Raw genomic sequence first — 26,228 nt, 5'->3', positions numbered from 1 at the left:
CTCGCCCGTGAAGGCCCCTCACACCGTCGGGACGACAGGATTTGAACCTGCGACCCCTTGACCCCCAGTCAAGTGCGCTACCAAGCTGCGCCACGTCCCGGTCCGCTGACACGCGGCGAACCGCGCGATCACGCGGACAGAACACTACCTCACACCCCGGGCCGCTCCTAAGCGGGCACGGGCGGTGCACAATCGGTCCCATGGACAGCCCTGCCGACAGCCCCATGGACAGCACAGCCTCGAACCGGCCGGTGGACGCGCGGGACCGCGACGACGAGGGACGGGCGCGCAACGCCCGGCCCCGGGACGGCCTCGGCCGCCCCTTGCCGTACGGCACGGACGGCGTCCCCCGCCAGCCGGAAGGCATCGTACGGGCGCCCGAGGAGACGGTCGCCGAGGCGCAGCGGCTGCTGGGCGCGGGGCGGCCGTTCCACGCGCACGAGGTGTTCGAGGACGCCTGGAAGTCGGGCCCCGAGGAGGAGCGGGAGCTGTGGCGGGGAATGGCCCAGCTGGCCGTGGGACTCACGCACGCGGCCCGCGGCAACGTCACCGGCGGGCCCAGGCTGCTGCGGCGCGGGGCCGGGGCGGTGACCGCGTGGGCGGCTTCGGCGTCCGGTCGGGGGCGGCCGTACGGGATGGACCTGGACCGGGTCGCCGGGTGGGCCCGGGAGCTGGCGGAGGACGTGGAGAGCGGCGCGACCGTGGACGCGGGGGCCCGGGCACCTCGGCTGCGGGGCTGAGGCGGACCTCGCCGCGGGGCTGAGGGAAGTCTCGCCGAAGTGCTGCGGGCACCCCCGCCGCGGGGCTGAGAGCAGCCCGCCGCGAGGGCTGAGAGCAGCCCGCCGCGAGGGCTGAGGGCAGCCCGCCCAGGGCGTTGTCAGCGGCGTACGGCAGACTCGTGGCGTGCGGAAGATTCATGTGATCGGTATCGGCGCGGGCGACCCCGACCAGCTCACCCTGCAGGCGGTCAGGGCGCTGCGCGGCACGGACGTGTTCTTCGTCCTGGACAAGGGCGAGGTGAAGGCCGACCTGGTGCGGCTGCGCCGGGACATGCTGGAGACGCACATACCGGAGGGGACGTACCGGATCGTCGAGGCGCGCGACCCCGAGCGGGACCGGAGTGCGGGCGGCACGGCGTACTCCCCCGCCGTCGGGGACTGGCGCAGTGCCCGCGCCGGCATCTACGAGCGGCTGATCGCCGAGGAGCTGGGCGAGGACGAGAGCGGTGCCTTCCTGGTGTGGGGCGACCCGGCGCTCTACGACAGCACGCTGGGCATCCTGGAGGAGATCCTGGAGCGCGGCGCGGTGGCCTTCGAGTACGACGTCGTACCGGGCATCAGCAGCGTCTCCTCACTCGTCGCCCGGCACCGGACCGGGCTGAACCGGGTGGCGCGGCCGGTGCAGATCACCACCGGGCGGCGGCTCGCGGAGGGCTTTCCGGAAGGGGTGGACGACGTCGTCGTGATGCTCGACGCCCACCAGGCCTTCCGGCAGTACGCGGACCAGGACATCGACATCTACTGGGGCGCCTACATAGGCACCCCGGACGAGATCCTCGCCTCCGGCCCGATCGCCGAGGCCGCGCCCCGCATCGAGCGGCTGCGCGCCGAGGCGCGGGAGCGCAAGGGCTGGATCATGGACACGTACCTGTTGCGGCGCAACCCCAGCGACCGCTAGCCGGACCGACCACCCGGCCACCCCGAGGGGCGCACCCGGGCGGACCGTCCCGCATGCGTGGCCGGTGCACCGGTGTGATCGTGACCGTGTGACAGTCGCCGAGGAAACCCCGCGGAACGCCACTGCCCAGCCGCCCGTGCTCGACAGGCGCCGCCGCAACGTCGTCTTCGTCACGATCATGCTGGGCATGCTGCTCGCGGCCCTCGACCAGACGATCGTCGGTACCGCGCTGCCGACGATCGTGTCGGACCTGGGCGGCGGCGAGCACATGTCGTGGGTGGTGACCTCGTACCTGCTCGCCGAGACCGTGGCCACGGTGCTGGTCGGCAAGTTCGGCGACATGTTCGGCCGCAAGGTCGTCTTCCAGGTCTCGGCGATCGTGTTCATCACGGGCTCGTTCCTGTGCGGGCTGGCCACGAGCATGCCGCTGCTGATCATCTGGCGGGCGATGCAGGGCATCGGCGCGGGCGGCCTGATGGTCACGTCGATGGCGCTGATCGCGGACGTCATCCCGCTGCGGGAGCGCGGCAAGTACCAGGGCGCGATCGGCGCGGTGTTCGGGGTGGCGACGGTCATCGGCCCGCTGCTGGGCGGGTTGTTCACCGACCACCTGTCCTGGCGCTGGGCCTTCTACGTGAACGTGCCCATCGCGATCGTCGTCGTCATCGCCGCCGCGCGCACCATCCCGGTGGTGAAGTCGGCCGTCCGGCCCGTCATCGACTATCTGGGCATCGCCCTGGTGGCGGTGGGCGCGAGCGCGCTGATCCTGGCGGCCAGCTGGGGCGGCAACGAGTACGGGTGGGGCTCGGCCGTGATCATCGGCCTGTTCGCGGGCGGGCTGATCGCACTCGGGCTGTTCTGCTGGGTGGAGACCCGGGCGGCCGAACCGATGCTGCCGATGCGGCTGTTCTCCAGCCCGGTGTTCACGGTCTGCTCGGTCCTCAGCTTCATCGTCGGCTTCGCGATGCTCGGCGCGCTGACGTATCTGCCGACCTACCTGCAGTACGTCGACGGCGACTCGGCCACCGTCTCGGGCGTCCGCACGCTGCCGATGGTGGCCGGGCTGCTGATCGCCTCGGTCTTCAGCGGGACTGTGGTCAGCAAGACCGGACGGTACCGGCTGTTCCCGATCGTGGGCACCCTGGTGATGGGCGTCGGCCTGTATCTGATGTCGCTCATGGGGCCGTCCACGGGCGCCTGGCTGGAGTCGCTGTACATGTTCGTGCTCGGCACCGGCATCGGCCTGTCCATGCAGGTGCTGACCATCGCGGTGCAGAACACGGTGGACTACGCCGACCTCGGCACCGCGACCTCCGGCGTCACCTTCTTCCGCACGCTGGGCAGCTCCTTCGGCACCGCCGTCTTCGGCACCATCTACGCCAACGCACTCGGCCCCAACCTGCGGGACGGCGTGTCCGCCGCCGCGGGGACCGGCGCCGCCGATCCGGCCGCGATCAGCAGGGCGGCGACCAGTCCGGAGGGCGTGCACCGGCTGCCGCCCGATGCGTCGGTGCCCATCGTCGGCGCGTACGCGGACACCATCCAGACCGTGTTCCTGTGGACGGTCCCGGTCGCGGCGCTCGGCTTCCTCGTCGCGCTGTTCCTCAAGCAGGTCCAGCTGCGCGACAGCGCCCGGCTGGGCTCCACCGACATGGGCGAGGGCTTCGCCTCGCCGCACGACGCCGACAACAGGCGGGCGCTGGAGGCCTCCGTCGGAAAGATCATCGGCAGTACGGAGCTGGACACCGCGCGCCGGATCATTACGGACAGCGACACCCGGCTCGACGTCGCCGGTGCCTGGGCCGTCATGCAGGTCGACCTGTTCACGCGGCTGGTCGGGCACGCCAGTCTCGGCCTGATCGCCGCTCGCCGCCGGCTGCCGCCGGAGGTGCTGCTGCCGGTCTTCGACCGCATGGTCGAGGAGGGTTTCCTGACCCGCCACGGCTCCCTGCTCTCCCACACCGACGCCGGCGCCCGCGAGGCCCTGGTCATCGGCCGGGCCTGGTCGGCGTGGCTGGAGGACCGGGTGGAGCGGGACATCGGCCGGCCCTCGGACACGGACCTGCGTGCCGCGGTCGACTCGATCGCCAAGCGTCTGCTGGTCGAGGACCTGAGCAGCGGTCTGCCGGAGCGTGTGCGGCAGCCGGTCAGGGCGGCCCGCTGAGCCCCAGCCGCTCCAGCCGTTCCAGCCGTTCCAGAACCGCCGGTACGTCGGGCACCACGTCCGCGCCCCGCGGCAGCGGGGGCCTGCGGACGACCACCACCGGGAGAGCCAGCTCGCGGGCCGCCGTGAGTTTGGCCGCGGTGGCCGCTCCCCCGCTGTCCTTGGTCACCAGTACCTCGATGCGGTGCTCGCGCAGGAGGTCCCTCTCGTCGGCCTCGGTGAACGGGCCGCGGGCCAGCAGCACGCGCGTGTTTGGTGGGAGGGGCGGCTCGGGGGGCTCCACCGAGCGGGTGACGAAGTGGTGGTCGGGCAGGTGCGCGAAGGCCGCCAGGCCCAGTCGGCCGGTGGTCAGGAGGACGCGGCGGCCGAGGCCCGGCAGCAGGCCGGCCGCCTCGGCGAGGGAGGCGGCCGAATGCCAGTGGTCGCCTGGTCCGGCCTGCCAGCCGGGGCGGCGCAGGATCACCACGGGGGTGCCGGTGGCCGCCGCGGCGCGGACCGCGTTCGCCGTGATCGTCTCCGCGAACGGGTGGGTCGCGTCGACGAGGGCGTCCACGTGCCGCTCGCCCAGCCAGGCGGCCAGCCCCTCGGGTCCGCCGAAGCCGCCGGTCCGCACCTCCCCGGCGAGGGGACCCGGCCGGGTCACGCGTCCCGCGAGGGAGGTGGTGACGCGGACCCCGGATCGCGCCGCCAGGTCGGCGGCCAGGCGGCGGGCCTCGGTGGTGCCGCCGAGGATCAGCACGTGCGGGGACGGGGGGAGGAGGCGGGACATGGTGTCGAGACTACGGTCCGTCAGGACAGGAGGAGCTGGAGGCCCCCCACCACCGTCGCCGCGATCACCAGCCGCTCGAAGAGGAGTTGATTGATCCGGTTCACCGCCCATGTGCCGATGAACGCCCCGGGCACCACGAAGACCACGAGCGCGGCGTCGAGAAGCAGGGAGCGGCCGTCGATCAGGCCCAGGCCGGCGCTGAAGGGCAGCTTGGAGACGTTGACGATCAGGAAGAAGAAGGCCGACGTACCCAGGAAGCCGAGTTTGCGGAAGCCCGCGGAGAGGAGATACATCGACATCACGGGGCCGCCCGCGTTGGCGACCATCGTGGTGAAGCCGCCGAGGACGCCGTACGAGCGGGCCTTCACGCGGCCGGTCCGTGAGGTGACCTCGTCGGGCTGCCCGTCCGCGTCGGCGGCCGGCCGCCGGCGCCACATCGTCACCCCGGCCATGAACAGCAGGATCACACCGATCGACGTCCGGACGATCGCGTCGTCGGCCCACACCAGGAACAGGGTGCCCGCGACCACGCCGACCGCCACCGCCGGGAACAGCCGCCACAGCGTGGGCCAGTGCGCGTGGCGCCGGTAGGTGAGCACGGCCAGGACGTCACCGGCGATCAGCACCGGCAGCAGGATGCCGGTGGAGGCGCGGGCGGGCAGGACCGCCGCGAAGATCGCGAGACTGACCGTGTTGGCCCCGCTCACGGCGGTCTTGGAGAAGCCGACGAGCAGGGCCGCGAAGGCGAGTGCGGCGAATTCCCAGCCGGTGAGGTGCCACAGCGTCATGGTGTCCATTGCGGGCACCGATGCTATGTGCACCTGTCCGGTGCCCGTAAGCACCGTCTCGCCTGGTGACCCCTCAGCCGACTACCCGGCCGCGTACCGCACCCGCAGTTCCCGCTTCAGCACCTTCATGCTCGGGCCCAGCGGCAGCGCGTCCGCGAACTCCACGCGGCGCGGGTACTTGTACTTGCCGAGGTACTGCTTGGACCACTCGGTGACCTCGGCGGCGTCCGGCGTCGCGTCGGGGGCCGGGACGACGACGGCGCACACCTCCTCGCCGTGCAGTTCGTCCGGAAGGCCGATGACGGCTACCTGCGCGATGCCGGGACAGCGCATCAGCACCTCCTCGACCTCGCGCGGATAGACGTTGTAACCGCCGCGGATGATGATGTCCTTCTTGCGGTCGACGATGCGGAGGAACCCGTCGTCGTCCTTGGTGCCGAGGTCCCCGGTGCGGAACCAGCCGTCGACGAGCGCCTCGGCGGTGGCCTCCGGGCGGCCCAGGTAGCCGGAGAAGACGTTGTGGCCGCGTACGACGACCTCGCCCAGCTCACCGGGCGGCAGCAGCTCGACGCGGTCCTCGGCCTCCGCGCGGGCGATCTCCACGTCCACGCCCCACAGGGGGTGGCCGATGGTGCCGGGCCTGGCGCCGAACACCGGCTGGTTCACGGCCGCCGCCGGGGAGGTCTCCGACAGCCCGTACCCCTCGTAGATCTTCGCGCCGAAGGTCTCCTCGAACCGCTCCAGGACGGCCACCGGCAGCGAGGCACCGCCGGAGACGCACACCCGCAGGGCGGGCAGGGCGTCGGCCCCGGCAGCCGCGGCGGCGAGGGCGACGAACATGGTCGGGACGCCGTGGAAGGTGTTGACCTTCTCCCGCACCATCAGCTCGATCGCGCGCGCGGCGTCGAAGCGCGGCAGCAGGACGAGGGTGGCTCCGGCGCGCCAGGTGGAGTTCAGGGAGACGGTCTGGCCGAAGGCGTGGAAGAGCGGCAGCGCGCCGAGTGCGACGTCGTCGGGGCGGATGTCGTTGGCGTCGAAGGCGTTGACGGTCGCGTTCATCACCAGGTTGAAGTGGCTGAGCACAGCGCCCTTGGGGACGCCCGTGGTGCCGCTGGTGTAGAAGACGACGGCCGGGTCGTCGGCGTCGCGGGTGACGTAGGAGGGCAGTGGCTCGGCGCCGGCCGCGAGCTTCTCGAGCTCGTCGCCGAGGGTGACGACCCGTACGCCCGCCTCCCGCGCGGCGGCCGCTCCGGTCTCCGCCTGGGCCGGGTGGCACAGCAGCAGGGTGGCGCCGCTGTCGCGCAGGACGTGCTCGACCTCCCCCGGTGACAGCAGCAGGTGGACCGGGACGACGACGCCACCGGTCGCGGCGATGGCGTAGTACGCCTGCGGGAACTCCGCGGTGTTCGGCGCCATCAGCGCGACCCGGTCCCCCGGCCGGACCCCCAGACCGGTGAGGGCGCCGGCCTGGGCCCGGGCCCGCTGCCACACCTCGGCGAAGGTCAGCCGCAGGTCGCCCTCGACCAGTGCCTCCTTGCCGGGACGGCGCCGGGCGTTCTCGGCGAGGATGGCGGCGACGGAGAGGGTTGCCATGGGGTGTTGCTCCGTTTCCTTGCTGCTTCCTTGCTGCGGCTTGGCAGCGGGGGCGGATCATGTGCGTCCGGCTGGGGCCGGGGGTGTCGTTCGGATCAGGTCGGCTCCGGGGGACGGCGCCTCGCGACCCCGGCAGGATCCGAACGACACCCCCTAGTGCCGTTCGACCAGCACCGCGCTGCCCTGCCCCACGCCGACACACATCGTGGCGAGCCCGCGGGCCGCTCCCGTGCGGCGCATGCGGTGGAGCAGGGTGGTGAGGATGCGGGCGCCGGAGCAGCCGAGCGGGTGGCCCAGCGCGATGGCGCCGCCGCTGGGGTTCACGAGGTCGGGATCGATGCCGAGCTGGTCCACGCAGGCGAGGGCCTGGGCGGCGAAGGCCTCGTTGAACTCGGCCGCCGTGAGGTCGTCGACGCTCCAGCCGGCGCGGGCGAGGACCTTGCGGGTGGCGGGGACCGGGCCGATGCCCATGACGTCCGGGTGGACGCCGGCCGAGCCGCCCGCGACGTAGCGGCCGAGGGACTCAAGGCCCAGGTCGTTCAGGGCCTCCTCGCTGACCAGGAGGAGGCCGGCGGCGCCGTCGTTCATCGGGGAGGCGTTGCCCGCCGTGACGGTGCCGCCGGCACGGAAGACCGGCTTGAGGCGGCCCAGCTTCTCGACGGAGGTGTCCTCGCGGACGCACTCGTCGGCGTCGACGACCACACCGTCGGGGCGTTCGACGGGGAGCAGCTCGTCGTCGAAGTGGCCGTTCTTCCGGGCCTCGGCGGCGAGGCGGTGGCTGCGCAGGGCGAACTCGTCCTGGCGTTCGCGCGGGACGCCGTACCGCTCGGCGACCTCCTCCGCGGTCTCGCCCATGGCCAGCAGACCGTGCAAGTCCTTCATCGCCGGGTTGACCAGGCGCCAGCCGAGGCGGGTGTCGACGGTCTCGATGCGGTGCGGCAGGGCCTCGTCGGGGCGGGGCAGCACGAAGGGTGCGCGGCTCATCGACTCCGAGCCGCCGGCGAGCACGATGTCGGCCTCGCCCGCGGCGATGGTGCGGGCGGCGGTGGTGACGGCCTCCAGGCCGGAGGCGCACAGCCGGTTCACCGTGGCGCCGGGCACGGATTCGGGCAGGCCGGCGAGCAGGGCGGCCATGCGGGCGACGTTGCGGTTGTCCTCGCCGGCCTGGTTGGCGGCGCCCCAGTAGACGTCGTCGACGCGGGCGGGGTCGAGCGCGGGGACGTCGGCGACCAGGCCCCGGATCACGGCGGCGGCGAGATCGTCGGGCCGCACGGTGGACAGGGCGCCGCGCAGCTTGCCGATCGGGGTGCGGCGGGCGGCCGCGAAGTGGACGGGACGCACGGGGGACTCCTGACCGTCACTCGGTCGCCGGACGGCGAACGAACACTTAATTAGCACTGCTAGTTTTGGACTATAGACCGCCGGACGGCTCCCTGGGAAGATCCTCCGGTGACCTTCACCGACGCAGCTGGAGGAGAGATGACCGAGGCCCGCGAGCACGTCCTGAGCGGAACACGGGGACGGCTCACCGCCCGCGAGTGGCCGGCCGGGCGGCCCGCGTACGTGGCGCTGCTGGTGCACGGATACGGCGAGCACATCGGCCGCTACGAAGAGGTGGCCGGCGTCCTGACCGGGCACGGCGCGGCCGTCTACGGCGTCGACCACGCCGGGCACGGGCGGTCGGACGGCGAACGCGTGCTGATCGAGGACTTCGAGGACGTGGTCACCGACGTGCACACGGTGGCGGAGCGGGCCCGGACCGCCCACCCGGACCTGCCCGTCGTCATGATCGGGCACTCCATGGGCGGCCTGATCGCGTCCCGCTACGCCCAGCGCCACCCGGGCGAGCTGACCGCACTGGTGCTGTCCGGGCCGGTCATCGGCGACTGGGAGCTGCCGCGCACGCTGCTCGCCCTCCAGGAGATCCCCGACACCCCGATCAGCCCGTCCTCGCTCTCCCGGGACCCGGCGGTCGGCGCGGCGTACGCGGCGGACCCGCTGGTGTGGCACGGCCCCATGAAGCGGCCGACGGCTCAGGCGTTCGTGCGGACCCTGGACACCGTGGCCGAGGGCGGCGACGTCGGCCGGCTCCCGCTGCTGTGGGCGCACGGCGGCGACGACCGGCTGGTGCCGCTGCCCGGCAGCCGCGTCGGCGTCGAACAGCTCAGCGGCGGCGACCTGACCGAGCGGATCTACCCGGGCGCCCGGCACGAGATCTTCAACGAGACGAACCGGGCGGAGGTGTTCACCGACGTCACGCGCTTCCTGGACGGCGTACTCGCCCGCTGAGCGGCCGGGCGTTCACCCCCGGGTGCCCCGGCGGGGGCGTTTGCCCCGGAGCCCCATGGGCACCCGCGCCCCCATGGAGTGGTTGCGCCGCGCCGCCTGCGTGGATGAGGACCCCGGACCGTTCTTCCCGGTGGGCACGGCCGGACCGGCTCTGCGGGACACCGAGGCCGCCAAGGACGTCTGCGCCCGGTGAGCGCCCAGTGCCTGGCGTCCGCCCTGGAGCTGGGGCAGACGTCGGGTGTGTGGGGAGGCACCGGCGAGGAGGAGCGCGTCGCTCTGCTCCGTACGACCGCGCAGTACGCACCTGCGCACGACTACGCACATACGCACGACGAAATGAGGGGCAACTCATGGCCGACGCCCTCGAACTCGACGCGCTGTGGGAGGACTTCCACCGCGTGGTGAACATGACCTCCGCGGAACTCTCGGACTGGCTCCGGGTGCGCGACTCCGGCGAGCTGACCGAGCCGCTGCCGGACGACGCCGGCTCACCGCTGGGGCAGCACGTCCTGGCGATCCTGCAGAAGCGGCGCACGGACCTGACGGAGGACGACCTCCGGGCGATGCGCAAGGTCGTGGACACGGTGACCTCGCAGACCGACCCGGAGAACGAGCCCCGGTCCGAGGACACCCGGCTCAGGCACCGGCTGATGACGGTCGGTCACGACCCGCTGAAGCCGTAGCCGTGAGCCGTGACCAGCGGCGAGTCGTACGCGCACTCGTCGACGCGCACGGGCGGACCTACGCCGAGGAGGCGGGCATCCGGCTGAAGGACACCCCGCAGCCGCTGTACCGGCTGCTCGTCCTCGCTCATCTGCTCAGCGCCCGCATCAGCGGCTCGATCGCCGTGGCCACCGCCCGTGCCCTGCATGCGGCGGGGCTGCGCGACCCGCGCCGCATGGCCGCCGCCGACTGGCAGGAGCGGGTGGACGCGCTCGGCCGGGGCGGCTACCGGCGCTACGACGAGCGCACCTCCACCCAGCTCGGCGACGCGGCCGAACTGCTGATCGAGCGATGGGGCGGGGACCTGCGCCGGCTCCGGAAGAAGGCGGACGGCGACGTGCCCGAGGTGCGGCGGCTGCTCCAGGAGTTCCCCGGGGTGGGCCCGACCGGCGCGGACATCTTCCTGCGCGAGGCGCAGCGCGTCTGGCCCGAGGCGGCTCCCCACCTGGACCGCAAGGCCCTCCAGGGCGCGCAGCGCCTCGGCCTGCCGGGCGACCCCGACCGGCTCCTCGACCTCGCCGGGACGACGGAACCGGCCGTCCTCGCGGCGGCGCTGGTGCGCGCGTCGCTGGACAAGGAGGTCGCGCGGGACACCCTCGAACGCGCCGGGTGAGCCTTCCGGGCTCCGGCCGCCGGTCACCCGAACAACCCCGTGCGCTGGTGCGTCCGCGGGCGCGGTGATGCGCTGAGGACACCGTGTCACGTCCCAGGAGGCATCCGCGATGAGCCGTCGTCCGTCCCAACCCGTCCGTCTCATGGCCTCCGCCCTGGCGGCGGCCGCGCTGCTGACCACGGCGGCCTGCTCGGACGACGGCGACGGGCCGGGTGCGGCCTCGGACACCGCCGCAGCACAGGCCCGCGCCGCCGAGAAGGACGCGGACAGGGACGCCGCGGAGAAGCAGCCGACGGGCTCCCCCGCGACGTCGCCCACGGGTTCGCCCACCGCGTCCCCCGCCACCCTCACCGAGTCCGGCGCGAAGGCCGCCCTGCTCACCGAGGCCGACCTGGAGGGCGGCTGGAACCAGGTCCAGGACGCGGACAAGTGGCGCGACCGGCTGCTCGTCGGCGAGGTCGACGTCTCCGACTTCCTCACCGCCAGGACCGACGCGGCGGACTGCCAGAAACTCCTCGACGGCCTCTACCGCGACGATCTTCTGGGCGAGCCGTCGGGACCGTCGGCGCTCACCGGCTTCGAGCAGGGCGACTCCCGTCTCCTCGAGCAGGTCGCCGCCTACGACCGCGCCGGCCTGGACGACAGCCTGAAGTGGATGGACTCCCTGCCGCAGAAGTGCGACCAGTTCACGGCGACCGGCGAGGCGGGCGAGAAGCGCACGGTCCAGGTCACCGAGGCCTCGGCGCCCGAGGCCGGCGACGCGCGTGAAGGCCTGCACGTGACCGTGCGGGGAACCGCGGCCGACAACCCTGCCACGCTCACCCTGGACCTCGTCGCCGTACGCGTCGGCACCTCCGCCCTCACCGTCACCGGCGGCGGCCTCGACGGCGACGAGGCCGCGTCCGTGGAGCAGGCGGTGCGGCAGGGGACCGAGCGCCTGAAGACCGTCCTGGACGGCGGTACCCCTTCTCCGCGGCCCGCCGACCTGGACTGACCGACCGCGAGGGCTACCCGCCTCCCGCACACCTCGGGCGAAACCCGGACAGCGTGATCACGGGACGGCACAATGGTGCGGGACGGACGGCGCACGCGCGAAGGAGCCGAGACGTGAGCGAGAGCGACCCCGTCCCCGGCGGGCGTCCGGGTGAGGTCGAGCGTGCCACCGCACTGAGCGGGGAGCTGTCCGGGCGGGGCGTGCACGGAGTCGTGCTGTCCTACGTCGACACGGCGGGGATCGGCAGGGTGAAGACCGTTCCCACCGCGAAGCTCCCCCCAGGCCGCGGCCCGGGGCGTCGGCATGTCGCCGGTGTTCGACACGTTCCTCGCCGACGACACGATCGTCACCACGGACGTCCTCGGCGCCCCCGACGGCGATCTGCGCCTCCATCCCGACCTCGACGGGCTGGTCGTGCTGGCGGCGCAGCCCGGCTGGGCGTGGGCGCCGGTCGACCGGATCACGCAGGAGGGCGAGCCGCATCCGGCGTGCGGGCAGGAGCGGGTGGACGCCGACGAACTGGCCCTGCCGGACGCGCTGCGCATCGCGCGCTGGGCGGGGCGGGACAACGCGCGCCGGGTCTACCGGCTGCCGGGGGCCTGGTGGACGACGGCTGAGCGACGTGGGACCGGTCACACTCCCGGAGCGCCGCCCGGGAAGCAGGAACGGCTGAAAGTATGATCAAGCGATGTCTGACATGACCGAAACCACGCCGGGCTGGCTGTCGACCGACGAACTCGAGATGGCACGCGCCCGCATGCCGGTCCTCTACGTCGAGGCCGTGCCCGTGCGCGTCGACGACAGCGGAGAAGTCGCCAGCGTCGGACTGCTCCTGCGCATCGGTCCCGACGGGACGGTCAGCCGGACGCTGGTCTCCGGCCGGGTGCTGCACCACGAACGGGTCCGGGACGCCCTGCTGCGTCACCTGGAGAAGGACCTCGGCCCGGTGGCGCTGCCCCGGGTGCCGTCCTCGCTCCAGCCGTTCACGGTGGCCGAATACTTCCCCACGCACGGCGTCACGCCGTACCACGATCCCCGGCAGCACGCGGTCTCCCTCGCCTACGTCGTGCCGGTGGCCGGCGACTGCCGGCCGCGCCAGGACGCGCTGGACCTGGTCTGGTTCAGCCCGCAGGAGGCTCTGTCACCGGCGGTGCAGAGCGAGATGCCGGGCGGACACGGGGTGCTGCTGAAGCAGGCGCTGGCGCATGTGGGCTGCGTGGTCTGAGGGCCCGGTGGCCGGCCCGCCCCCGCGGAGCTACTCCCCGGGCCGCTCCCCGTCGCTCAACTGCGGGTCCAGGTCGTCCCGGAGCAGACCCCGGGAGCCCGTCTGGCCGGTGCGGTAGGCGGAGCGGGCCACCAGGTGGGAGGCGACCGGGCCGGTGAGGAACTGGAAGAAGACGATGAGGGCGAGGGTGCCCAGGTCGATGCCGTGGCGCAGCCTCAGCGCCACCCCGGCGAGGACGAGGAGCACCCCCAGGGTCTGCGGCTTGGTGGCGGCGTGACTGCGGGAGAGCACGTCGGGGAAGCGCAGCATCCCGATCACACCGAGCAGGCACTGCAGGCAGCCGAGGAGCAGGAGGACCGCCCCGATCAGATCGGCGGCATCGGCGAAGGCGTTCACCGGTGGTCCTCCGTGCCGTCCGCGCGCACCGACGGCCGGTCGCGTACGGCGATGAACCTGGCGATGCCCACCGAGCCGGTGAAGCCGAGGAAGGCGAGCACCAGCATCACCGGGAAGTAGAAGGAGTCGCCGTCGTGGGCGGCCTTGACGCCGAGGCCGGCGATGATGAGCGCCGCCGCCACGTCCAGGGCGACCGCGCGGTCCAGCATCGAGGGCCCGTACCAGATGCGGTACAGCAGCAGGGCGCCCGCGACGAGGATCATCACGGCCGCGCCGGCCAGCACGGCCTCTTCGACGGCGTGCAGGGTGGTCACGGCGAGGGTTCCCCTTCCGGTACGGGCTGGGCGACGAGGGCGATGTCCTCGGCGGTGCCGAAAGCGCGGGCCACGAGTTCCTCCATGCGCCACACCGACCGCTGGGCACTCTCGATCTCGCCCGGATCGTCGGCGTCGAGGACGTGCAGGAACAGGGTGGCCGTCGACCGGCGCACCTCGATGACGGAGCCGCCGGGGACGTTGGAGACGGCGACGGCGGTGGCCGTGAGCATGAGGTCGCTGCGCACCCGCAGCGGTACGGCGACGACCGCTGCGGGGTACGGGCCCCTGGCGAAGATCTGCCGGGTGACCTCGACGCTCGAGGAGAACATGTCGTACAGCAGGTAGGCCGTGAGCCGCAGGATGCCCAGCGGACGCAGTCGCAGACCGAGGTCGACGGCCGGCAGCGGGAAGGCGAGGCACAGGCACACCGCGACGATGACGCCGTTGACGAGGTTGGCCCAGGACAGGGTGCCCCACAGCAGGATCCAGATGACGGTGAGCCAGGCGGTGAGCGGCAGGTCCAGAACGCGTCTGCCGCTGCCGACGCGGAAGGACCAGCTGTAGGGGGAACGGTCGCGGAAGAGATTGCTCATCGGCCGAGCACCGCCTCGATGTAGGGGGTACGGGCGAGGAGTTCGGTGGCGGCGGCCTCGGTGAAGGTGGTGAGGGGGCCGCCGAGCACGGTGTAGAGGAGGCCGAGGGCGACGGCGGCGCCGGTCGCCACCACCATCGGCCAGGGCAGCCGCTTGGTGGTGGTGATGGACTGCCCGAGGAAGCCGGCGGAGACCACGGCACCCGCCGGTTCCGGCAGGCCGCTCCCGGCGCCGGTCGCCGCGGTGTCCCCGCCGGCCCCACCGTCCCTGCCGTCCCCGTCGTCGTCCGGCTCGTCCTCGGCGGACTCCAGCACCCTCCCCTCGCCCTCGGACCCGGGCGGAGCGTCGCGCCAGAACGCGAGGTTCCAGACCTTCGCCATGACATAGAGGGTGAGCAGGCTGGTGGCGGCGGACCCTGCGACCAGCGCCCAGGCCCAGCCGCCGCCGTTGTCGACGCCCGCCCGCATCAGGCCCAGCTTGCCGATGAACCCGGAGAACGGCGGGATGCCCGCGAGGTTCATGGCGGGCACGAAGAACAGCACGGCGAGCAGTGGCGCCGTCTTCGCCAGACCGCCGAGGCGGGTGAGTTCCGTGGTGCCGTCGCGGCGCTCGATGAGCCCGGCGACGAGGAAGAGGGTGGTCTGCACCGTGATGTGGTGGGCCACGTACACGATCGCCCCGGCGATCGAACCGCGCCCGGCGAGCGCGATGCCGAAGACCATGTAGCCGATGTGGCTGATGAGGGTGAAGGAGAGCACCCGCTTCAGGTCGGTCTGGGCGACCGCGCCGAGGATGCCGATGACCATGGAGGCGAGCGCGGCGAGCATCAGCAGGTCGCCGAGGCGGTGGCCGGGGAAGAGCAGGGTCTGGGTGCGCAGCATCGAGTACACGCCGACTTTGGTGAGCAGACCGGCGAAGACCGCGGTGACCGGTGCGGGCGCGGTCGGGTAGGAGTCGGGCAGCCAGGCCGCAAGCGGGAACACCGCCGCCTTGATCGCGAAGACCGTCAGCAGCATGGCCTCCAGCAGGGTGCGCACTCCGACCGGGACTTCCTGGAGCCGCCCCGCGAGCTGCGCGAAGTTGACGGTCCCCGCGACCGAGTACGTCATGGCGATGGCGGCGAGGAAGAGCACCGAGGAGAACAGCGAGATGATCACGTACGTCGACCCGGCCCGGATCCGGGTCGCGGTCCCGCCGATGGTGAGCAGGACGAAGCTCGCGACGAGCATGATCTCGAAGCCGACGTACAGGTTGACGAGGTCTCCGGACAGGAAGGTGCAGGAGACGCCTGCCACGAGGATGAGGTAGGCGGGGTGGAAGACGCCGACCGGTGTCTGGTCGTCGCGGTCGGCCATGCCCTGGCCCAGCGAGTACAGGTTGACGAGCAGGGTGACGGCGCTGGACACGGTGAGCATCAGGCCCGCGAGCCGGTCGGCGACGAGGGTGATACCGACCGGCGGGGCGAAGTCGCCGAGGTGCACGCTGAGCGGGCCGTGGCGGTCGGCGGCCACCATGAGGAGCACGGAGAGGACGAGGACCGCGCCGAGTACGGCGAGGGTGATGAAGCGCTGGAACCGCTGGAGGCGGGGGCCGATGGCCAGTTTCAGGCCGGTGACGCACAGGGGAAGCAGGACGGGGAGGGGGACGAGCGCGTTCACCTGGTTCCTTCCGTGCCGGCGCCCTGGGGATCGTCGGGCTGGTCGGGCGTTGGGTGGCCGGAGTCCTCGCCGGGGTGCGAGTCGGGCTCGCGGCCGGTCTCCTCGGGGTCGTTGGAGGGCCCGGCGACGCGGGCCGGTGCCGGTCCCGGCCGGCCCGACGGGTCGGTGGTTCCCAGTTCGCGGCCCTCGCGGTAGTCCTCGGGGTCGGCGCCGAGGATGTCGTTCCACAGGTTGCCGGAGACGTCGTTGGCGCGGGCCTGGTAGGCGCGTTCCTCGCGGACCCGCCGGCGCAGCCGTTTGCGTGCCGCGCGGTAGCGGGCGCCGAGTTCGGGGTCGGTGCCGTGCTCGGCGCGCGCCTCGCGGTAGCGGTCACGCAGTTCGCCGCGCCGGTCGAGGAACTCGGCGCGCAGGGCGACCAGTCGGTCCTCGGTGTCGTCGCTGATCTCGTCGGAGCCGGTGACCTGGTGGCTGCGGTAGGCCATGGCGAGCAGGAACGCGGTGGTGGCGAGGGTGATGACGATCGCAGTGAGGGCAATGGCCTGGGGCAGCGGGTCGGTGACCCGGTTGCGGATGACGTCCGGGTAGAGCAGCGGGGCGGCGCCCGCGCTGCCCGTCGAGGTGAGGATGAGCAGGTTGACGCCGTTGCCGAGGACGACCGCGCCGAGCAGGATCCGGGTCAGGGACCGGGTCAGCAGCAGGCTGGCGCCGACGGCGCTGAGGACGGCGGCGGCCACCAGGAGGGAGAGGCTCACGGTCATGCGGGGCCCGCCTCACCGCGCGGGGCGGTCCGGCCGGCGGCCGCCCGCTCGATCTGCCGGTCGATCCGGGCGCCGAGGGCCCGCACGATGTCCAGGACCACGCCGAGGACGAGGAGGTAGACGCCGCAGTCGAAGAGGACGGCGGTGGACAGGTGGGCCTCGCCCCACACGGGCAGCTGGCCGTGCCAGGTCCAGCCGTGCAGCACGGTGCCCTCGGCCAGGCCGCCCAGTGCGACCCCGGTGGACAGGAACAGGCCGAGCCCGGTGAAAACGCCCGCCTTGAAGGGCACGGCGTCGGCGAGTTCGTGCCGGCCACCCGCGAGATAGCGGGCGATGAAGGCGACGCCCGCGGTCAGGCCCGCGACGAAGCCGCCGCCCGGCAGGTTCTCCGCGCACATCAGCAGGTAGACGGAGAGGACGAGGATGGGGTGGAAGATGAGGCTCGCGACCACTTCCAGGACCACCGAGCGGCGCTCGGGGGCGAGGGTGGAGCTGGCCGCGAGCCAGGTCCGCTCCGGTGCGCCCTCGTCGCCGCTGGGCAGGCCCGCCGATTCGTACGAGGTCGCCCGCCAGGCGGTGCGCAGGCCGGCGTACGGGTGGTCCCCGGGCAGCGGCAGTACGGGCTGCTCGGCGCTGTCGGTGCGGCGGTGCAGGTAGATGAGGCTGGTGACACCGATCGCGGCGGCGGCGAGGACCGCGGACTCCCCCATCGTGTCCCAGGCGCGCAGGTCGACGAGGATCGTCGCGACGACGTCCTTCAGGCCGTGGTGGGCGGTCTCCTCGACCATCGCCGCCCCGGCGCTGTCGGCCCGGCGGTGCCCCGCCATGATCCAGACGACGAGGGCGACGGCGGCGCTGCCCGCGAGTGCCACCGGCATCCTCAGCGCGCGCCGCGACCGGCTGTAGTTCTCCTCGAAGTTCACCGGCATCCGGCGCAGCACGAGCACGAAGACGATCATCGAGACGGTCTCCACGCAGAACTGGGTCAGCGCCAGGTCGGGAGCGCCCTGCACGACGAAGAGCAGCGCGGTGCCGTATCCGGTGAGCCCGGCGAGCACGACGGCCTTCATCCGGCGCCGCACACCCAGGCACAGCACGGCGGCGGCACAGGTCAGCAGCGCGACACCGGCCTGGGCCGGGTGGTCCCACAGCCGCGGGGCGGGCACTCCGGCCCAGGGTTCGTCCGCGAGGAGCACGGCGATCTGCCCGGCGAGGACCACGCTCATGGTCGTCACGAGGTACACCGACAGCGAGCCGCGCTGCACGAAACCGGTGCACTGCAGGGCGGTGCGTTCCAGGCCGAGCAGGAACCGTCCGAAGATCCGGTCGGCGGAGCGCCAGGCCAGGGCCTGCCCGATACGCCCGACGGGGCTCGCGGCGAGAAACAGCAGGACACCGCCCGCCCAGGCCGCGCAGGACAGTCCGAGGGCCAGACCCGCCCCGTGCCACAGCGCCAGGTGGTACGGGTGGGCGGGTAGGGGGAACTGCCCGGCGTAGGTGCCGAGGAGCCCTTGGAGCCAGGACACGCCGGGTCCGAGGACGAGGCAGGCCAGGGCCAGCACGGCGGGCGGCGCGAGGAAGGCGGACGGGACGGCGTGCGCGTCCGTGTCCGGGACACCGGGCTTGCGGGCGAAGGCGCCCCAGAGGTAGCGCAGGGTGTAGGCGGTGGTCAGGGCCGAGCCGACGACGGTCATGGCGAGCGCCCAGCGGTCGGCGGTGTCCCCGCCCAGGAGGGACTGGAAGGCGGCCTCCTTGGCGGTGAAGCCGAGCAGCGGCGGTACGGCGGCCATGGACAGTCCGGCGACCACGGCGACGGCGCACACGGCGGGCAGCCGCCGCCCGAGCCCGGAGAGTTTTCGCAGGTCACGGGTGCCGGTGGCGTGGTCGACGATCCCCGTGACCAGGAAGAGGGGGGCCTTGAACAGGGCGTGGGCGAGGATCATGGCGGTGGCGGCGATGGCGGTGTCGTGGCGGCCCGCAGCGGCGAGGACGGTGAGGAAGCCGAGCTGGCTGACCGTGCCGTACGCGAGGACGAGTTTCAGGTCGTTCAGGCGCAGCGCCCGCCAGGCGCCCAGCAGCATCGTCGCGGAGCCCAGGACGAGCAGGAGCGGCCGCCAGGGTGTGACCTCGGCGAACGCGGGAGCGAGCCGGGCCATGAGGTAGACACCGGCCTTGACCATCGCGGCGGCGTGCAGATAGGCGCTGACCGGGGTGGGGGCGGCCATGGCGTTGGGCAGCCACAGACTGAACGGCCAGATCGCGGACTTGGAGAGGGCGCCGACGAGGATCAGCACGATCGCCGTGGACAGCGCCGTCGACGCGGGCGGCGGGTCGGCGAGGATTGCCGAGATCCGGTAGGTGCCCGCCTGGCGCCCCAGGAGCAGGAAGCCGACGAGCATGGTCAGTCCGCCGAGCGTGGTGACCGTCAGGGCCTGCAGGGCGCTGCGCCGGTTCCGTTTGTGGTCGCTGGTCTGGCCGATCAGCAGGTAGGAGAAGACGGTCGTCAGTTCCCAGAAGATGTACAGCAGGATCAGGTCGTCGGCGAGGACCAGGCCGAGCATCGCCCCGGCGAAGGCGAGGAGGTTCCCGGCGAACCTGCCCAGCTGCCGCGACCGGTCGTCGAAGTAGGAGGCGCAGTAGACCAGCACGAGGGCGCCCACTCCCGCGGCGAGCAGCACCATGAGTTCGGCGAGGGCGTCCAGCCGCAGCGCCCAGTCCACGTGGTAGGCCGGAAGCCAGGCCCACTCGGTGGTGTCGGCGCCGCCCGCGGCCGTCGTGCTCCACCGGGTGGCCGCCCAGGCGGCCGTCGCTGCGGGCGGCAGGGCCAGCACGATGAAGGCACGGGTCCCGCACCACCTCACCAGCGGCGCGGCGAACAGCGCGAGCGCGAAATGGCAGAGGATGAGCACGGACACTCGACAGTGATATATCGGGCATCTCGCCTGGGCGCCCAGCCACGCCGCAGGGCAGACAATCGAGGGGCGGTTTCGGATCTCTCCGAAACCGCCCCTCGACCAACGACCGTCTCCAGTCGGGACGACAGGATTTGAACCTGCGACCCCTTGACCCCCAGTCAAGTGCGCTACCAAGCTGCGCCACGTCCCGTTGCCCGCCTGACCTGGGGTTTCCCTCCGGCCGAACGCGCAGGAAAACCATACCGCACTCGGGCCGGTGGTCGCGCATCGCTTTTCCGGGTCGCGGTCCGCCGTCAGCACTTCTCCGCACGGGACGGCTCGGGTGTGGCCGCCGTACGCTCGGAGCCGGCCGCGGCCGGGTCGACCCGCACCAGTCCGCGTACCGCCGGTATCAGCAGCAGCGCGGCGCAGACGGCGAAGCTCGTCGCGCCGGCGACGAGCAGCACCTGGTCGGCGCCGATGGCCGAGGCCGCCGGTCCCGCGAGGGCCTGGCCGACGGGCATCATGGCCAGCGAGCCCGCCACGTCGTAGGCGTGGATGCGGTTGAGCACGTCCGGCGGGACCTGGGTCTGCACACTGGTCGCCCACATGACGCCCCAGAAGGACATCCCGGCCCCGGCGACGGCGGCTCCGGTCGCCATGGCGGGTACGCCGAGCCCGGCTCCGACGCTCGCGGGGAAGGCGGCGAAGCCGACGAGGGCGATCGCGCCGGCGCGGAGCATCCGGAGGGGGCGCAGCCGCAGCGCGAGGAGCCCGCCGGCGACGGTTCCCGCGCCCAGGGCGGAGTTGACCAGGCCGTACGCGCGTGGGCCGTGCTCCTGTACCACCTCGGTCGCCACCAGCGGGACGGTCGGGCCCCACACGGCGATCATGTAGACGCCCCAGACGGCGATGACGCTCCACAGCCACCGCCGGGAGCGGAACTCCCGCCACCCCTCGACCAGGTCGGCGCGGAACGCCTTCGTCCCGCCGCCGACCACCACTCGGCGGCCCGGCGCGAGCGGTGGCAGCCGGAGCAGCAGCAGGCACAGGGCGCTGATTCCGTAGGTGGTCGCGTGGGCGGCGAAGACCCCGCCCGGTGAGGCGAAGCCGACCAGGAGACCGGCCGCGGCGGGTCCCGCGAGCTGGGCGGCGGACTCGGCGACGCGTATCGCGCCGTTCGCGCCCTGGATGTCGGAGGCGAGCCGGGGCACGGTGCTGGCGACGCCGGGCTGGAAGACGGCGCCCGCGACGCCGTTGACGAAACCGATGGCGCAGATCTGCCACAGCACGACGTGGCCGGAGAAGAACAGGGCGGCGGCCAGCGCCTGGGTGCCGAGCCGCACCAGGTCGGCGCCGATCATCAGTCTGCGGGTGCTGAAGCGGTCGGCGAGGACCCCGCCGAAGACGACCAGGCCGGCGAACGCGGCGGCCGTCGCGGCCATGGCGAGACCGACCGCCCCCGCCCCGTACCCGTGCTGGAGCAGACCGGCGGCGAGCGCGACGGGCAGCATGGCGTCGCCCAGCCGGGCGATGGCCCGGGCCACGAAGAACAGCCCGAAGTCCCGCGACCAGACGGCTCGCGTCGTGCCCACCCCGGCCGCCCGCTCGTGCCTGGGCTGCGACGACGTCCCGGCCATCCAGCGCTCTCCCCTCCACGGCCGGCCCCCGCCGGCCACCCGCCCCGTGCGGCCCCTGCTGATCCCCGCGCGCGTCGTACGTCCGACAGCCGGAGCCCCCTTTGGCCCCGGCTCCACGCACGCCCCGGATCATGCCACGGGGCACTGACAACGCCCGAGGGGATTTCAGCCCCCGGCCGGCAGCCCCAGCCGGGGGTGGGCCTCCAGCAGCCGGGTCGGTGCCGCCTGGCGCCAGGAGTCGGCGAGGATGTCGCGCAGCTCGTCCTCGCCCTCCAGGACGGCGAGGCGGGCCCGCACCCAGGCGAACTGCGCCTCGTGGCCCGCGATCCAGAACTTTCCCGGCTCAGCCAGCACGAGTTCGTCGCGCTCCTCCTTGGGGCAGCGCACGGCGATGGAGGTCTCGTCCTCGGGCAGCGTGGCGAACATCTTCCCCGCGACCCGGTAAGTGGGCATGCTCCAGGCGGCCTTCTCCGTCGTTTCCGGCAGGGACAGGGCGATACGGCGTACGTCTTCTGCGTCCGGCATGTCAGGCACGGTAGCCGCCGCCACTGACATTCACCCGGCGCCGGACGGGGCGCCCGACTCCCTGCCGACCTGCTTGAAGTAGAGCGTCGTCGGCCGCAGTTGCCCGCCCGGGTCCGCCGCGTAGTCGGGAATCGTGCCGGCGCGGGTCCACCCGGCGGAGCGGTAGAGGTGCTCGGCGGGGCTGCCGGTCTCGGTGTCCAGGTGGAGCAGGGTGATGCCGGCCGCGGCGGCCGCCTCCTCTGCTGCGGTCAGGAGCCGGCGGCCCAGCCCCCGGCCGCGCGCCGTGCGCGAGACCATCAGCTTGACCAGCTCGGCGCGGTGGCGGCTGTTGGGCTTGTCGGGCAGGGCGAGACTCACCGTTCCGAGCGCCCGGTCCCCCTCGTGCGCGACCCAGACGGCGAGTCGCCCGGCGGCGACGGCCGCGGCCCGCGCCCGCCACCAGGCGACGGAGTCCGCCCGGTCGAGCGGCGCGAGGAAGCCGACGGACGCGCCGCCCTCGACGGTGTCGGTCAGCAGGTCGGCCAACTCTTCCAGCAGTGCCGTGAGCCGCCCCTCGTCCACTCGGGTCACGATCACGGCAGCACCACCGCCAGCACATAGCGCGCGTCCTCGGGACCGGCGCACCGGAACCTCGTCGGCCCCCACACCCGCATCCGCAGGCAGTCCCCGGTGCCGAGGTGGTGCTCGACGTCCTGGGCCGTCACCTTGAGGGCTCCCTCCAGGACCCAGATGTGCTGTTCCAGGCCGGGCACGGGCGGCCGGTCGTAGGCGAGGTCGGCGCCGGCGGCGAGCCGTCCCTCGACCAGTTCGCCGCGCAGCCCGGCATGCGGCGGGGACACGGAGCGGCGTACGAATCCGGCGGACCGGTCCTCCCACAACGGCTGCTCGCCGGCCCGCACCAGCAGCGCGGGTTCCGCCTCGACCTCACTGAGCAGCCGGGACATGGTCCGTCCGTAGACGGCGCACAGGCGGTTCAGCAGGGAGGCGGTGGGGCTGGTCTCCGCCCGTTCGGCGCGGGACAGGGTGGACCGGCTCACTCCGCTGCGCTCCGCCAACTCCCCGAGTGACCAGCCGCGTTCGGCGCGCAGCTCGGCCAGCCGGACGGCGAGCCGGGCGTCCACGAGGTCGGGAGCCTTCGGGTCCTCATCCGTGTCTCTCATATTCGGGACGCTATCCCGGATATGAGACGGCCGTGTTACGGAGACCTCACGCCCGGGCCGCCTCGTCGAGCGCGTCCAGGACCGGGCGGATCAGCGGGTGCTCCTCGGCCCCCCGGCGCACGGCCGCGAAGACGCGGCGGGTGGGCGCGATCCCGTCGACCGGGCGGACGACCACGCCCGTGAGGTCCGTGCCGTGCAGGGCCGAGCGCGGGACGAGTGCCACCCCGACATCGGCCGCGGCGAGCGACACGACCGCGCGGAAGTCGTCCGAGGAGTGCTCCATACGGGGCTGGAAGCCGGCGTTCTCGCAGGCCAGCACCACCACGTCATGGCAGGGGTTGCCCGGGTAGGGGCCGATCCACGAGTCCTTGGCCAGCTCTCCGAGCGGCACTTCGTCGGCATCGGCGAGGCGGTGGGCGAGAGGGACGACCGCGTCGAAGGGCTCGGCGTACAGGGGGACGTGGGTCAGCCGCGGATCGTCGGCGGGCGGCGCCCCCCGGTACTCGACGGCGACGGCCACGTCGACCTGCCGGTCGAGGACCATCGGCAGGCTGGCGTCGCCCTCGGCGTCCTGGACGCGGATGCGGATGCCGGGCGCCGACTCGGCGAGGCGGGCCAGCGCGGGCGCGACGACCAGTGCGATACCGGTCGCGAAGGAGGCGACCGTGACCGTGCCCGCGTCGCCCGAGCTGTACGCGGCGAGTTCTGCCTCGGCCCGCTCGAGCTGGGCGAGGACGGCGTTGGTGTGGCTGAGCAGGATCTCGCCGGCCGGGGTCAGCCGTACGCCCTTGGCGCCGCGCTCGACCAGGCGGTGGCCGGTCTCGTGCTCCAGGGCGGCCAGCTGCTGGGAGACCGCCGACGGGGTGAGGTACAGCGCGGCGGCAGCCGCCGTCACGGTGCGGTGGTCCGCCACCGCTCGGAGGATGTGCAGCCGCCGCGCTTCGATCACGGGATCGATTCTCTCACTCGCCGCACCCGCTGCGCCCGTGACCGCAGGTCACGTCCGCGTCAGGCGGTCAGCTCCTCGCGTGCCGCCACGAAGGCGTCCACCGCGCGGTTCACGTCCTCCGTCGAGTGGGCGGCGGACAGCTGCACCCGGATGCGGGCCTGGCCCTGCGGCACGACCGGGTAGGAGAAGCCGATCACGTACACCCCGCGCTCCAGCAGCAGCTCGGCCATGCGGCCCGCCTTCGACGCGTCGCCGATCATCACCGGCGCGATGGCGTGGTCGCCGGGGAGGATGTCGAAGCCCTCCTCGGTCATCCGGCGGCGGAACAGGGCGGTGTTCTCGGCCAGCCGCACGCGCAGGTCGTCGGCCGACTCCAGCAGGTCGAGCACCTTGAGGGAGGCGGCCGTGATCACCGGGGCCAGCGTGTTGGAGAAGAGGTACGGCCGGGAGCGCTGGCGCAGCAGGGCGACGATCTCGGCGCGCGCGGCGACGTAGCCGCCGGAGGCGCCGCCGAGGGCCTTGCCGAGGGTGCCGGTGATGATGTCGACGCGGTCCATGACGCCGTGCAGCTCGGGGGTGCCGCGCCCGCCGGGTCCGACGAAACCGACGGCGTGCGAGTCGTCGACCATGACCATGGCGTCGTAGCGGTCGGCCAGGTCGCAGATGTCGCCGAGCGGGGCGACGTAGCCGTCCATGGAGAAGACGCCGTCGGTGACGATCAGCTTGCGGCGGGCGTCGCCCGCGGCCTTGAGCTGCGCCTCCAGGTCGGCCATGTCGCGGTTGGCGTAGCGCAGGCGCCTGGCCTTGCTGAGGCGGATGCCGTCGATGATCGACGCGTGGTTCAGGGCGTCCGAGATCACCGCGTCCTCGGGGCCGAGGAGGGTCTCGAAGACGCCGCCGTTGGCGTCGAAGCAGGAGGAGTAGAGGATCGTGTCCTCCTGGCCGAGGAACGCGGAGAGCCGGGCCTCCAGTTCCTTGTGCACCTCCTGGGTGCCGCAGATGAAGCGCACGGACGCCATGCCGTAGCCCCAGCGGTCCAGCGCCTCGTGGGCGGCGGCGACGACCTCGGGGTGGTCGGCGAGGCCGAGGTAGTTGTTGGCGCAGAAGTTGAGGACCTCGCCGGGGCGGCCGCCCGCGGTGACGTTCACGGTCGCGGACTGCGGGGTGCCGATCACGCGCTCGGGCTTGTGCAGGCCGGCGGCGCGGATCTCGTCGAGGGTGGCGCGCAGGTCGTCGCGCACGGAGTCGAACATGTCGAAAGCTCCTGGAAGAGGCGTTGGAGAGGGCGCTGGAAGAGGCAGGTGACTTACGCGGTCCAGTCGAGGATGACCTTGCCGCCCTTGCCGCCGGCCGCGTCCTCGAACGCCGCCTCGTGGTCGCGGTGGCTGTAGCGGCCGGTGATGACGGGGGCGAGGTCGAGGCCGCCTTCGAGCAGCACCGACATGGCGTACCAGGTCTCGAACATCTCGCGGCCGTAGATGCCCTTGACGGTGATCATCGAGGTGACGATCCGGGCCCAGTCGACCGGGAACTCCTCGGACGGCAGGCCGAGCATCGCGATCCGGCCGCCGTGCGTCATGTTCGCGATCATGTCGCGCATGGCCTCGGGGCGGCCGGACATCTCCAGGCCGATGTCGAAGCCCTCGCGCAGGCCCAGTTCGCGCTGTCCGTCGGCGATGGTCGACTTCGACACGTCGAGGGCGAGGCTCACGCCGACCTTGAGCGCCAGGTCCAGGCGTTCCTCGCTCACGTCGGTGATCACGACGTTGCGGGCCCCCGCGTGCCGGGCGACGGCGGCCGCCATCAGGCCGATCGGCCCGGCGCCGGTGATGAGGACGTCCTCGCCGACCAGCGGGAAGGACAGGGCGGTGTGCACGGCGTTGCCGAACGGGTCGAAGATCGCGGCGACGTCGAGGTCGACGGGGACGCGGTGCACCCAGACGTTGGCGGCGGGCAGGGCGACGTACTCGGCGAACGCCCCGTCCCGGCCGACCCCGAGCCCGACGGTGGCGCGGCACAGGTGGCGCCGGCCGGCCAGGCAGTTGCGGCACTTGCCGCAGACCAGGTGTCCTTCGCCGCTGACCCGGTCACCGGCCTTGATGTCGGTGACGTCCCGCCCGGTGTCGACGACCTCGCCGACGAACTCGTGACCCACGACGAGCGGAGTACGGATGGCCTGCTGGGCCCAGCCGTCCCAGGCCCGGATGTGCAGGTCGGTGCCGCAGATGCCGGTGCGCAGCACCTTGATGAGCACGTCACCGGGTCCGATGACGGGCTCGGGTACGTCCGTGAGCCGGAGGCCGGGCTCCGCCTTCTCCTTGACCAGCGCCTTCAACGCTACGGCTCCTGACGGTGAGGTCCCGGCGCCGGGCATGCAGAGGCAGCCCGCGTCCGGGAAGGGGAGGGGAATCGCACAGCAATCTGCCGTACGACACCGTCCCGGGTCCATCGAGCGTTTCTTAAGCCCGGTCGCAGCTCTGCTTCACGCCCTCACACCGGTCGC

Annotated in this window: 25 protein-coding genes, 2 tRNA genes and 3 pseudogenes; 11 read left to right on the top strand and 19 right to left on the bottom strand. The window is 72.9% G+C overall.

Going from position 1 to position 26,228, the window contains the following annotated elements; genetic code table 11:
• Window positions 1-26 precede the first annotated feature (26 nt).
• Window positions 27-100 (bottom strand) — tRNA-Pro (locus ACIQ1J_RS07315).
• Window positions 101-200: 100 nt separating this feature from the next.
• Here ACIQ1J_RS07315 and ACIQ1J_RS07310 point away from each other — a divergent pair.
• The 3 genes from ACIQ1J_RS07310 to ACIQ1J_RS07300 all read left to right on the top strand — a co-directional run bounded on the left by ACIQ1J_RS07310 (window position 201) and on the right by ACIQ1J_RS07300 (window position 3,841).
• Window positions 201-740 (top strand): DUF309 domain-containing protein, encoded by a 540-nt coding sequence (locus ACIQ1J_RS07310; RefSeq protein WP_403554910.1) that lies wholly within the window; start codon window positions 201-203, stop codon window positions 738-740.
• Between the two features lie 163 nt (window positions 741-903).
• On the top strand, window positions 904-1,677 hold the full coding sequence (gene cobF / locus ACIQ1J_RS07305) for a precorrin-6A synthase (deacetylating) (RefSeq protein ID WP_403554908.1): 774 nt from the start codon (window positions 904-906) through the stop codon (window positions 1,675-1,677).
• An 88-nt stretch (window positions 1,678-1,765) separates the two neighbouring features.
• Entirely contained in the window at window positions 1,766-3,841 is a 2,076-nt protein-coding gene (locus ACIQ1J_RS07300) for an MDR family MFS transporter (protein WP_403554906.1), read from the top strand.
• On the opposite strand, the gene ACIQ1J_RS07295 is transcribed toward ACIQ1J_RS07300, so the two are convergent.
• From ACIQ1J_RS07295 to ACIQ1J_RS07280, 4 genes are all read right to left on the bottom strand, one after another.
• Window positions 3,825-4,610 (bottom strand): cobalt-precorrin-6A reductase, encoded by a 786-nt coding sequence (locus ACIQ1J_RS07295; protein WP_403554905.1) that lies wholly within the window; start codon window positions 4,608-4,610, stop codon window positions 3,825-3,827. The two genes, ACIQ1J_RS07300 and ACIQ1J_RS07295, sit on opposite strands and share 17 nt — an antisense overlap.
• Window positions 4,611-4,630: 20 nt before the next feature.
• Window positions 4,631-5,407, bottom strand: coding sequence for a sulfite exporter TauE/SafE family protein (locus ACIQ1J_RS07290; RefSeq protein WP_403554903.1), 777 nt, complete (start codon window positions 5,405-5,407; stop codon window positions 4,631-4,633).
• A 72-nt stretch (window positions 5,408-5,479) separates the two neighbouring features.
• Entirely contained in the window at window positions 5,480-6,991 is a 1,512-nt protein-coding gene (locus tag ACIQ1J_RS07285) for a long-chain fatty acid--CoA ligase (protein WP_403554901.1), read from the bottom strand.
• Between the two features lie 153 nt (window positions 6,992-7,144).
• Entirely contained in the window at window positions 7,145-8,332 is a 1,188-nt protein-coding gene (locus tag ACIQ1J_RS07280; RefSeq protein ID WP_210964418.1) for a thiolase family protein, read from the bottom strand.
• Between the two features lie 138 nt (window positions 8,333-8,470).
• On the opposite strand from ACIQ1J_RS07280, the gene ACIQ1J_RS07275 reads away from it, so the two are divergent.
• The 8 genes and pseudogenes from ACIQ1J_RS07275 to ACIQ1J_RS07240 all read left to right on the top strand — a co-directional run bounded on the left by ACIQ1J_RS07275 (window position 8,471) and on the right by ACIQ1J_RS07240 (window position 12,835).
• Window positions 8,471-9,280, top strand: coding sequence for an alpha/beta hydrolase (locus tag ACIQ1J_RS07275; protein WP_210964417.1), 810 nt, complete (start codon window positions 8,471-8,473; stop codon window positions 9,278-9,280).
• A 73-nt stretch (window positions 9,281-9,353) separates the two neighbouring features.
• A pseudogene (locus ACIQ1J_RS07270) lies at window positions 9,354-9,571 on the top strand (WhiB family transcriptional regulator); the annotation flags it as partial.
• 59 nt (window positions 9,572-9,630) lie between these two features.
• A complete protein-coding gene (locus tag ACIQ1J_RS07265; protein WP_403554899.1) occupies window positions 9,631-9,963 on the top strand; it encodes a DUF3140 domain-containing protein in 333 nt (110 codons plus the stop codon).
• A 2-nt stretch (window positions 9,964-9,965) separates the two neighbouring features.
• On the top strand, window positions 9,966-10,616 hold the full coding sequence (locus tag ACIQ1J_RS07260) for an endonuclease (RefSeq protein ID WP_403554897.1): 651 nt from the start codon (window positions 9,966-9,968) through the stop codon (window positions 10,614-10,616).
• A 109-nt stretch (window positions 10,617-10,725) separates the two neighbouring features.
• The gene (locus ACIQ1J_RS07255; RefSeq protein WP_403554895.1) at window positions 10,726-11,610 is read left to right on the top strand and encodes a hypothetical protein; all 885 of its coding nucleotides are present in this window, start codon (window positions 10,726-10,728) and stop codon (window positions 11,608-11,610) included.
• Between the two features lie 113 nt (window positions 11,611-11,723).
• A pseudogene (locus tag ACIQ1J_RS07250) lies at window positions 11,724-12,108 on the top strand (glutamine synthetase); the annotation flags it as partial.
• A pseudogene (locus tag ACIQ1J_RS07245) lies at window positions 12,106-12,291 on the top strand (hypothetical protein); the annotation flags it as partial. The pseudogenes ACIQ1J_RS07250 and ACIQ1J_RS07245, both read left to right, overlap by 3 nt.
• Before the next feature lie 16 nt (window positions 12,292-12,307).
• Window positions 12,308-12,835, top strand: a complete 528-nt coding sequence (locus tag ACIQ1J_RS07240) for an NUDIX hydrolase family protein (RefSeq protein WP_210964426.1) — start codon at window positions 12,308-12,310, stop codon at window positions 12,833-12,835.
• A 30-nt stretch (window positions 12,836-12,865) separates the two neighbouring features.
• Here ACIQ1J_RS07240 and mnhG read toward each other — a convergent pair whose 3' ends face one another.
• From mnhG to tdh, 14 genes are all read right to left on the bottom strand, one after another.
• Window positions 12,866-13,231 (bottom strand): monovalent cation/H(+) antiporter subunit G, encoded by a 366-nt coding sequence (mnhG, locus tag ACIQ1J_RS07235; protein WP_403554893.1) that lies wholly within the window; start codon window positions 13,229-13,231, stop codon window positions 12,866-12,868.
• On the bottom strand, window positions 13,228-13,545 hold the full coding sequence (locus ACIQ1J_RS07230) for a monovalent cation/H+ antiporter complex subunit F (RefSeq protein WP_403554891.1): 318 nt from the start codon (window positions 13,543-13,545) through the stop codon (window positions 13,228-13,230). The genes mnhG and ACIQ1J_RS07230 overlap by 4 nt, the downstream gene beginning before the upstream one ends.
• Complete coding sequence (locus tag ACIQ1J_RS07225) at window positions 13,542-14,141, bottom strand: Na+/H+ antiporter subunit E (protein WP_403554889.1); 600 nt, start codon at window positions 14,139-14,141, stop codon at window positions 13,542-13,544. Before ACIQ1J_RS07225 ends, ACIQ1J_RS07230 begins: the two co-directional genes overlap by 4 nt.
• Window positions 14,138-15,799, bottom strand: coding sequence for a Na+/H+ antiporter subunit D (locus tag ACIQ1J_RS07220; protein ID WP_403554888.1), 1,662 nt, complete (start codon window positions 15,797-15,799; stop codon window positions 14,138-14,140). The genes ACIQ1J_RS07225 and ACIQ1J_RS07220 overlap by 4 nt, the downstream gene beginning before the upstream one ends.
• The gene (locus tag ACIQ1J_RS07215; protein WP_403554886.1) at window positions 15,796-16,557 is read right to left on the bottom strand and encodes a Na(+)/H(+) antiporter subunit C; all 762 of its coding nucleotides are present in this window, start codon (window positions 16,555-16,557) and stop codon (window positions 15,796-15,798) included. Before ACIQ1J_RS07215 ends, ACIQ1J_RS07220 begins: the two co-directional genes overlap by 4 nt.
• Entirely contained in the window at window positions 16,554-19,472 is a 2,919-nt protein-coding gene (locus ACIQ1J_RS07210) for a Na+/H+ antiporter subunit A (protein WP_403554884.1), read from the bottom strand. Before ACIQ1J_RS07210 ends, ACIQ1J_RS07215 begins: the two co-directional genes overlap by 4 nt.
• Before the next feature lie 116 nt (window positions 19,473-19,588).
• Window positions 19,589-19,662: transfer RNA gene (locus ACIQ1J_RS07205), tRNA-Pro, on the bottom strand.
• A gap of 103 nt (window positions 19,663-19,765) precedes the next feature.
• Window positions 19,766-21,091: an MFS transporter gene (locus ACIQ1J_RS07200; protein WP_403554882.1), complete on the bottom strand. Its 1,326-nt coding sequence runs from the start codon at window positions 21,089-21,091 to the stop codon at window positions 19,766-19,768.
• Between the two features lie 165 nt (window positions 21,092-21,256).
• Window positions 21,257-21,616, bottom strand: coding sequence for an MmcQ/YjbR family DNA-binding protein (locus tag ACIQ1J_RS07195; RefSeq protein WP_403554880.1), 360 nt, complete (start codon window positions 21,614-21,616; stop codon window positions 21,257-21,259).
• Between the two features lie 30 nt (window positions 21,617-21,646).
• Window positions 21,647-22,192 carry a GNAT family N-acetyltransferase gene (locus ACIQ1J_RS07190; protein WP_403554878.1) on the bottom strand — a complete coding sequence of 182 codons (546 nt, stop codon included), beginning with the start codon at window positions 22,190-22,192 and terminating at the stop codon, window positions 21,647-21,649.
• Window positions 22,189-22,776: a helix-turn-helix domain-containing protein gene (locus ACIQ1J_RS07185; protein ID WP_403554876.1), complete on the bottom strand. Its 588-nt coding sequence runs from the start codon at window positions 22,774-22,776 to the stop codon at window positions 22,189-22,191. Before ACIQ1J_RS07185 ends, ACIQ1J_RS07190 begins: the two co-directional genes overlap by 4 nt.
• Window positions 22,777-22,822: 46 nt before the next feature.
• On the bottom strand, window positions 22,823-23,725 hold the full coding sequence (locus ACIQ1J_RS07180; protein WP_403554874.1) for a LysR family transcriptional regulator: 903 nt from the start codon (window positions 23,723-23,725) through the stop codon (window positions 22,823-22,825).
• A gap of 59 nt (window positions 23,726-23,784) precedes the next feature.
• Entirely contained in the window at window positions 23,785-24,978 is a 1,194-nt protein-coding gene (locus tag ACIQ1J_RS07175; protein ID WP_210964402.1) for a glycine C-acetyltransferase, read from the bottom strand.
• A gap of 53 nt (window positions 24,979-25,031) precedes the next feature.
• On the bottom strand, window positions 25,032-26,060 hold the full coding sequence (tdh, locus tag ACIQ1J_RS07170) for an L-threonine 3-dehydrogenase (RefSeq protein ID WP_403554872.1): 1,029 nt from the start codon (window positions 26,058-26,060) through the stop codon (window positions 25,032-25,034).
• Window positions 26,061-26,228: the final 168 nt, after the last annotated feature.

It is taken from the genome of Streptomyces sp. NPDC097107, assembly GCF_044762405.1.
In the GTDB taxonomy this organism is placed as follows: domain Bacteria; phylum Actinomycetota; class Actinomycetes; order Streptomycetales; family Streptomycetaceae; genus Streptomyces; species Streptomyces thinghirensis.
Note: the sequence above shows the minus strand (reverse complement) of the source record. Positions and strands in the feature narration are given on the sequence as shown.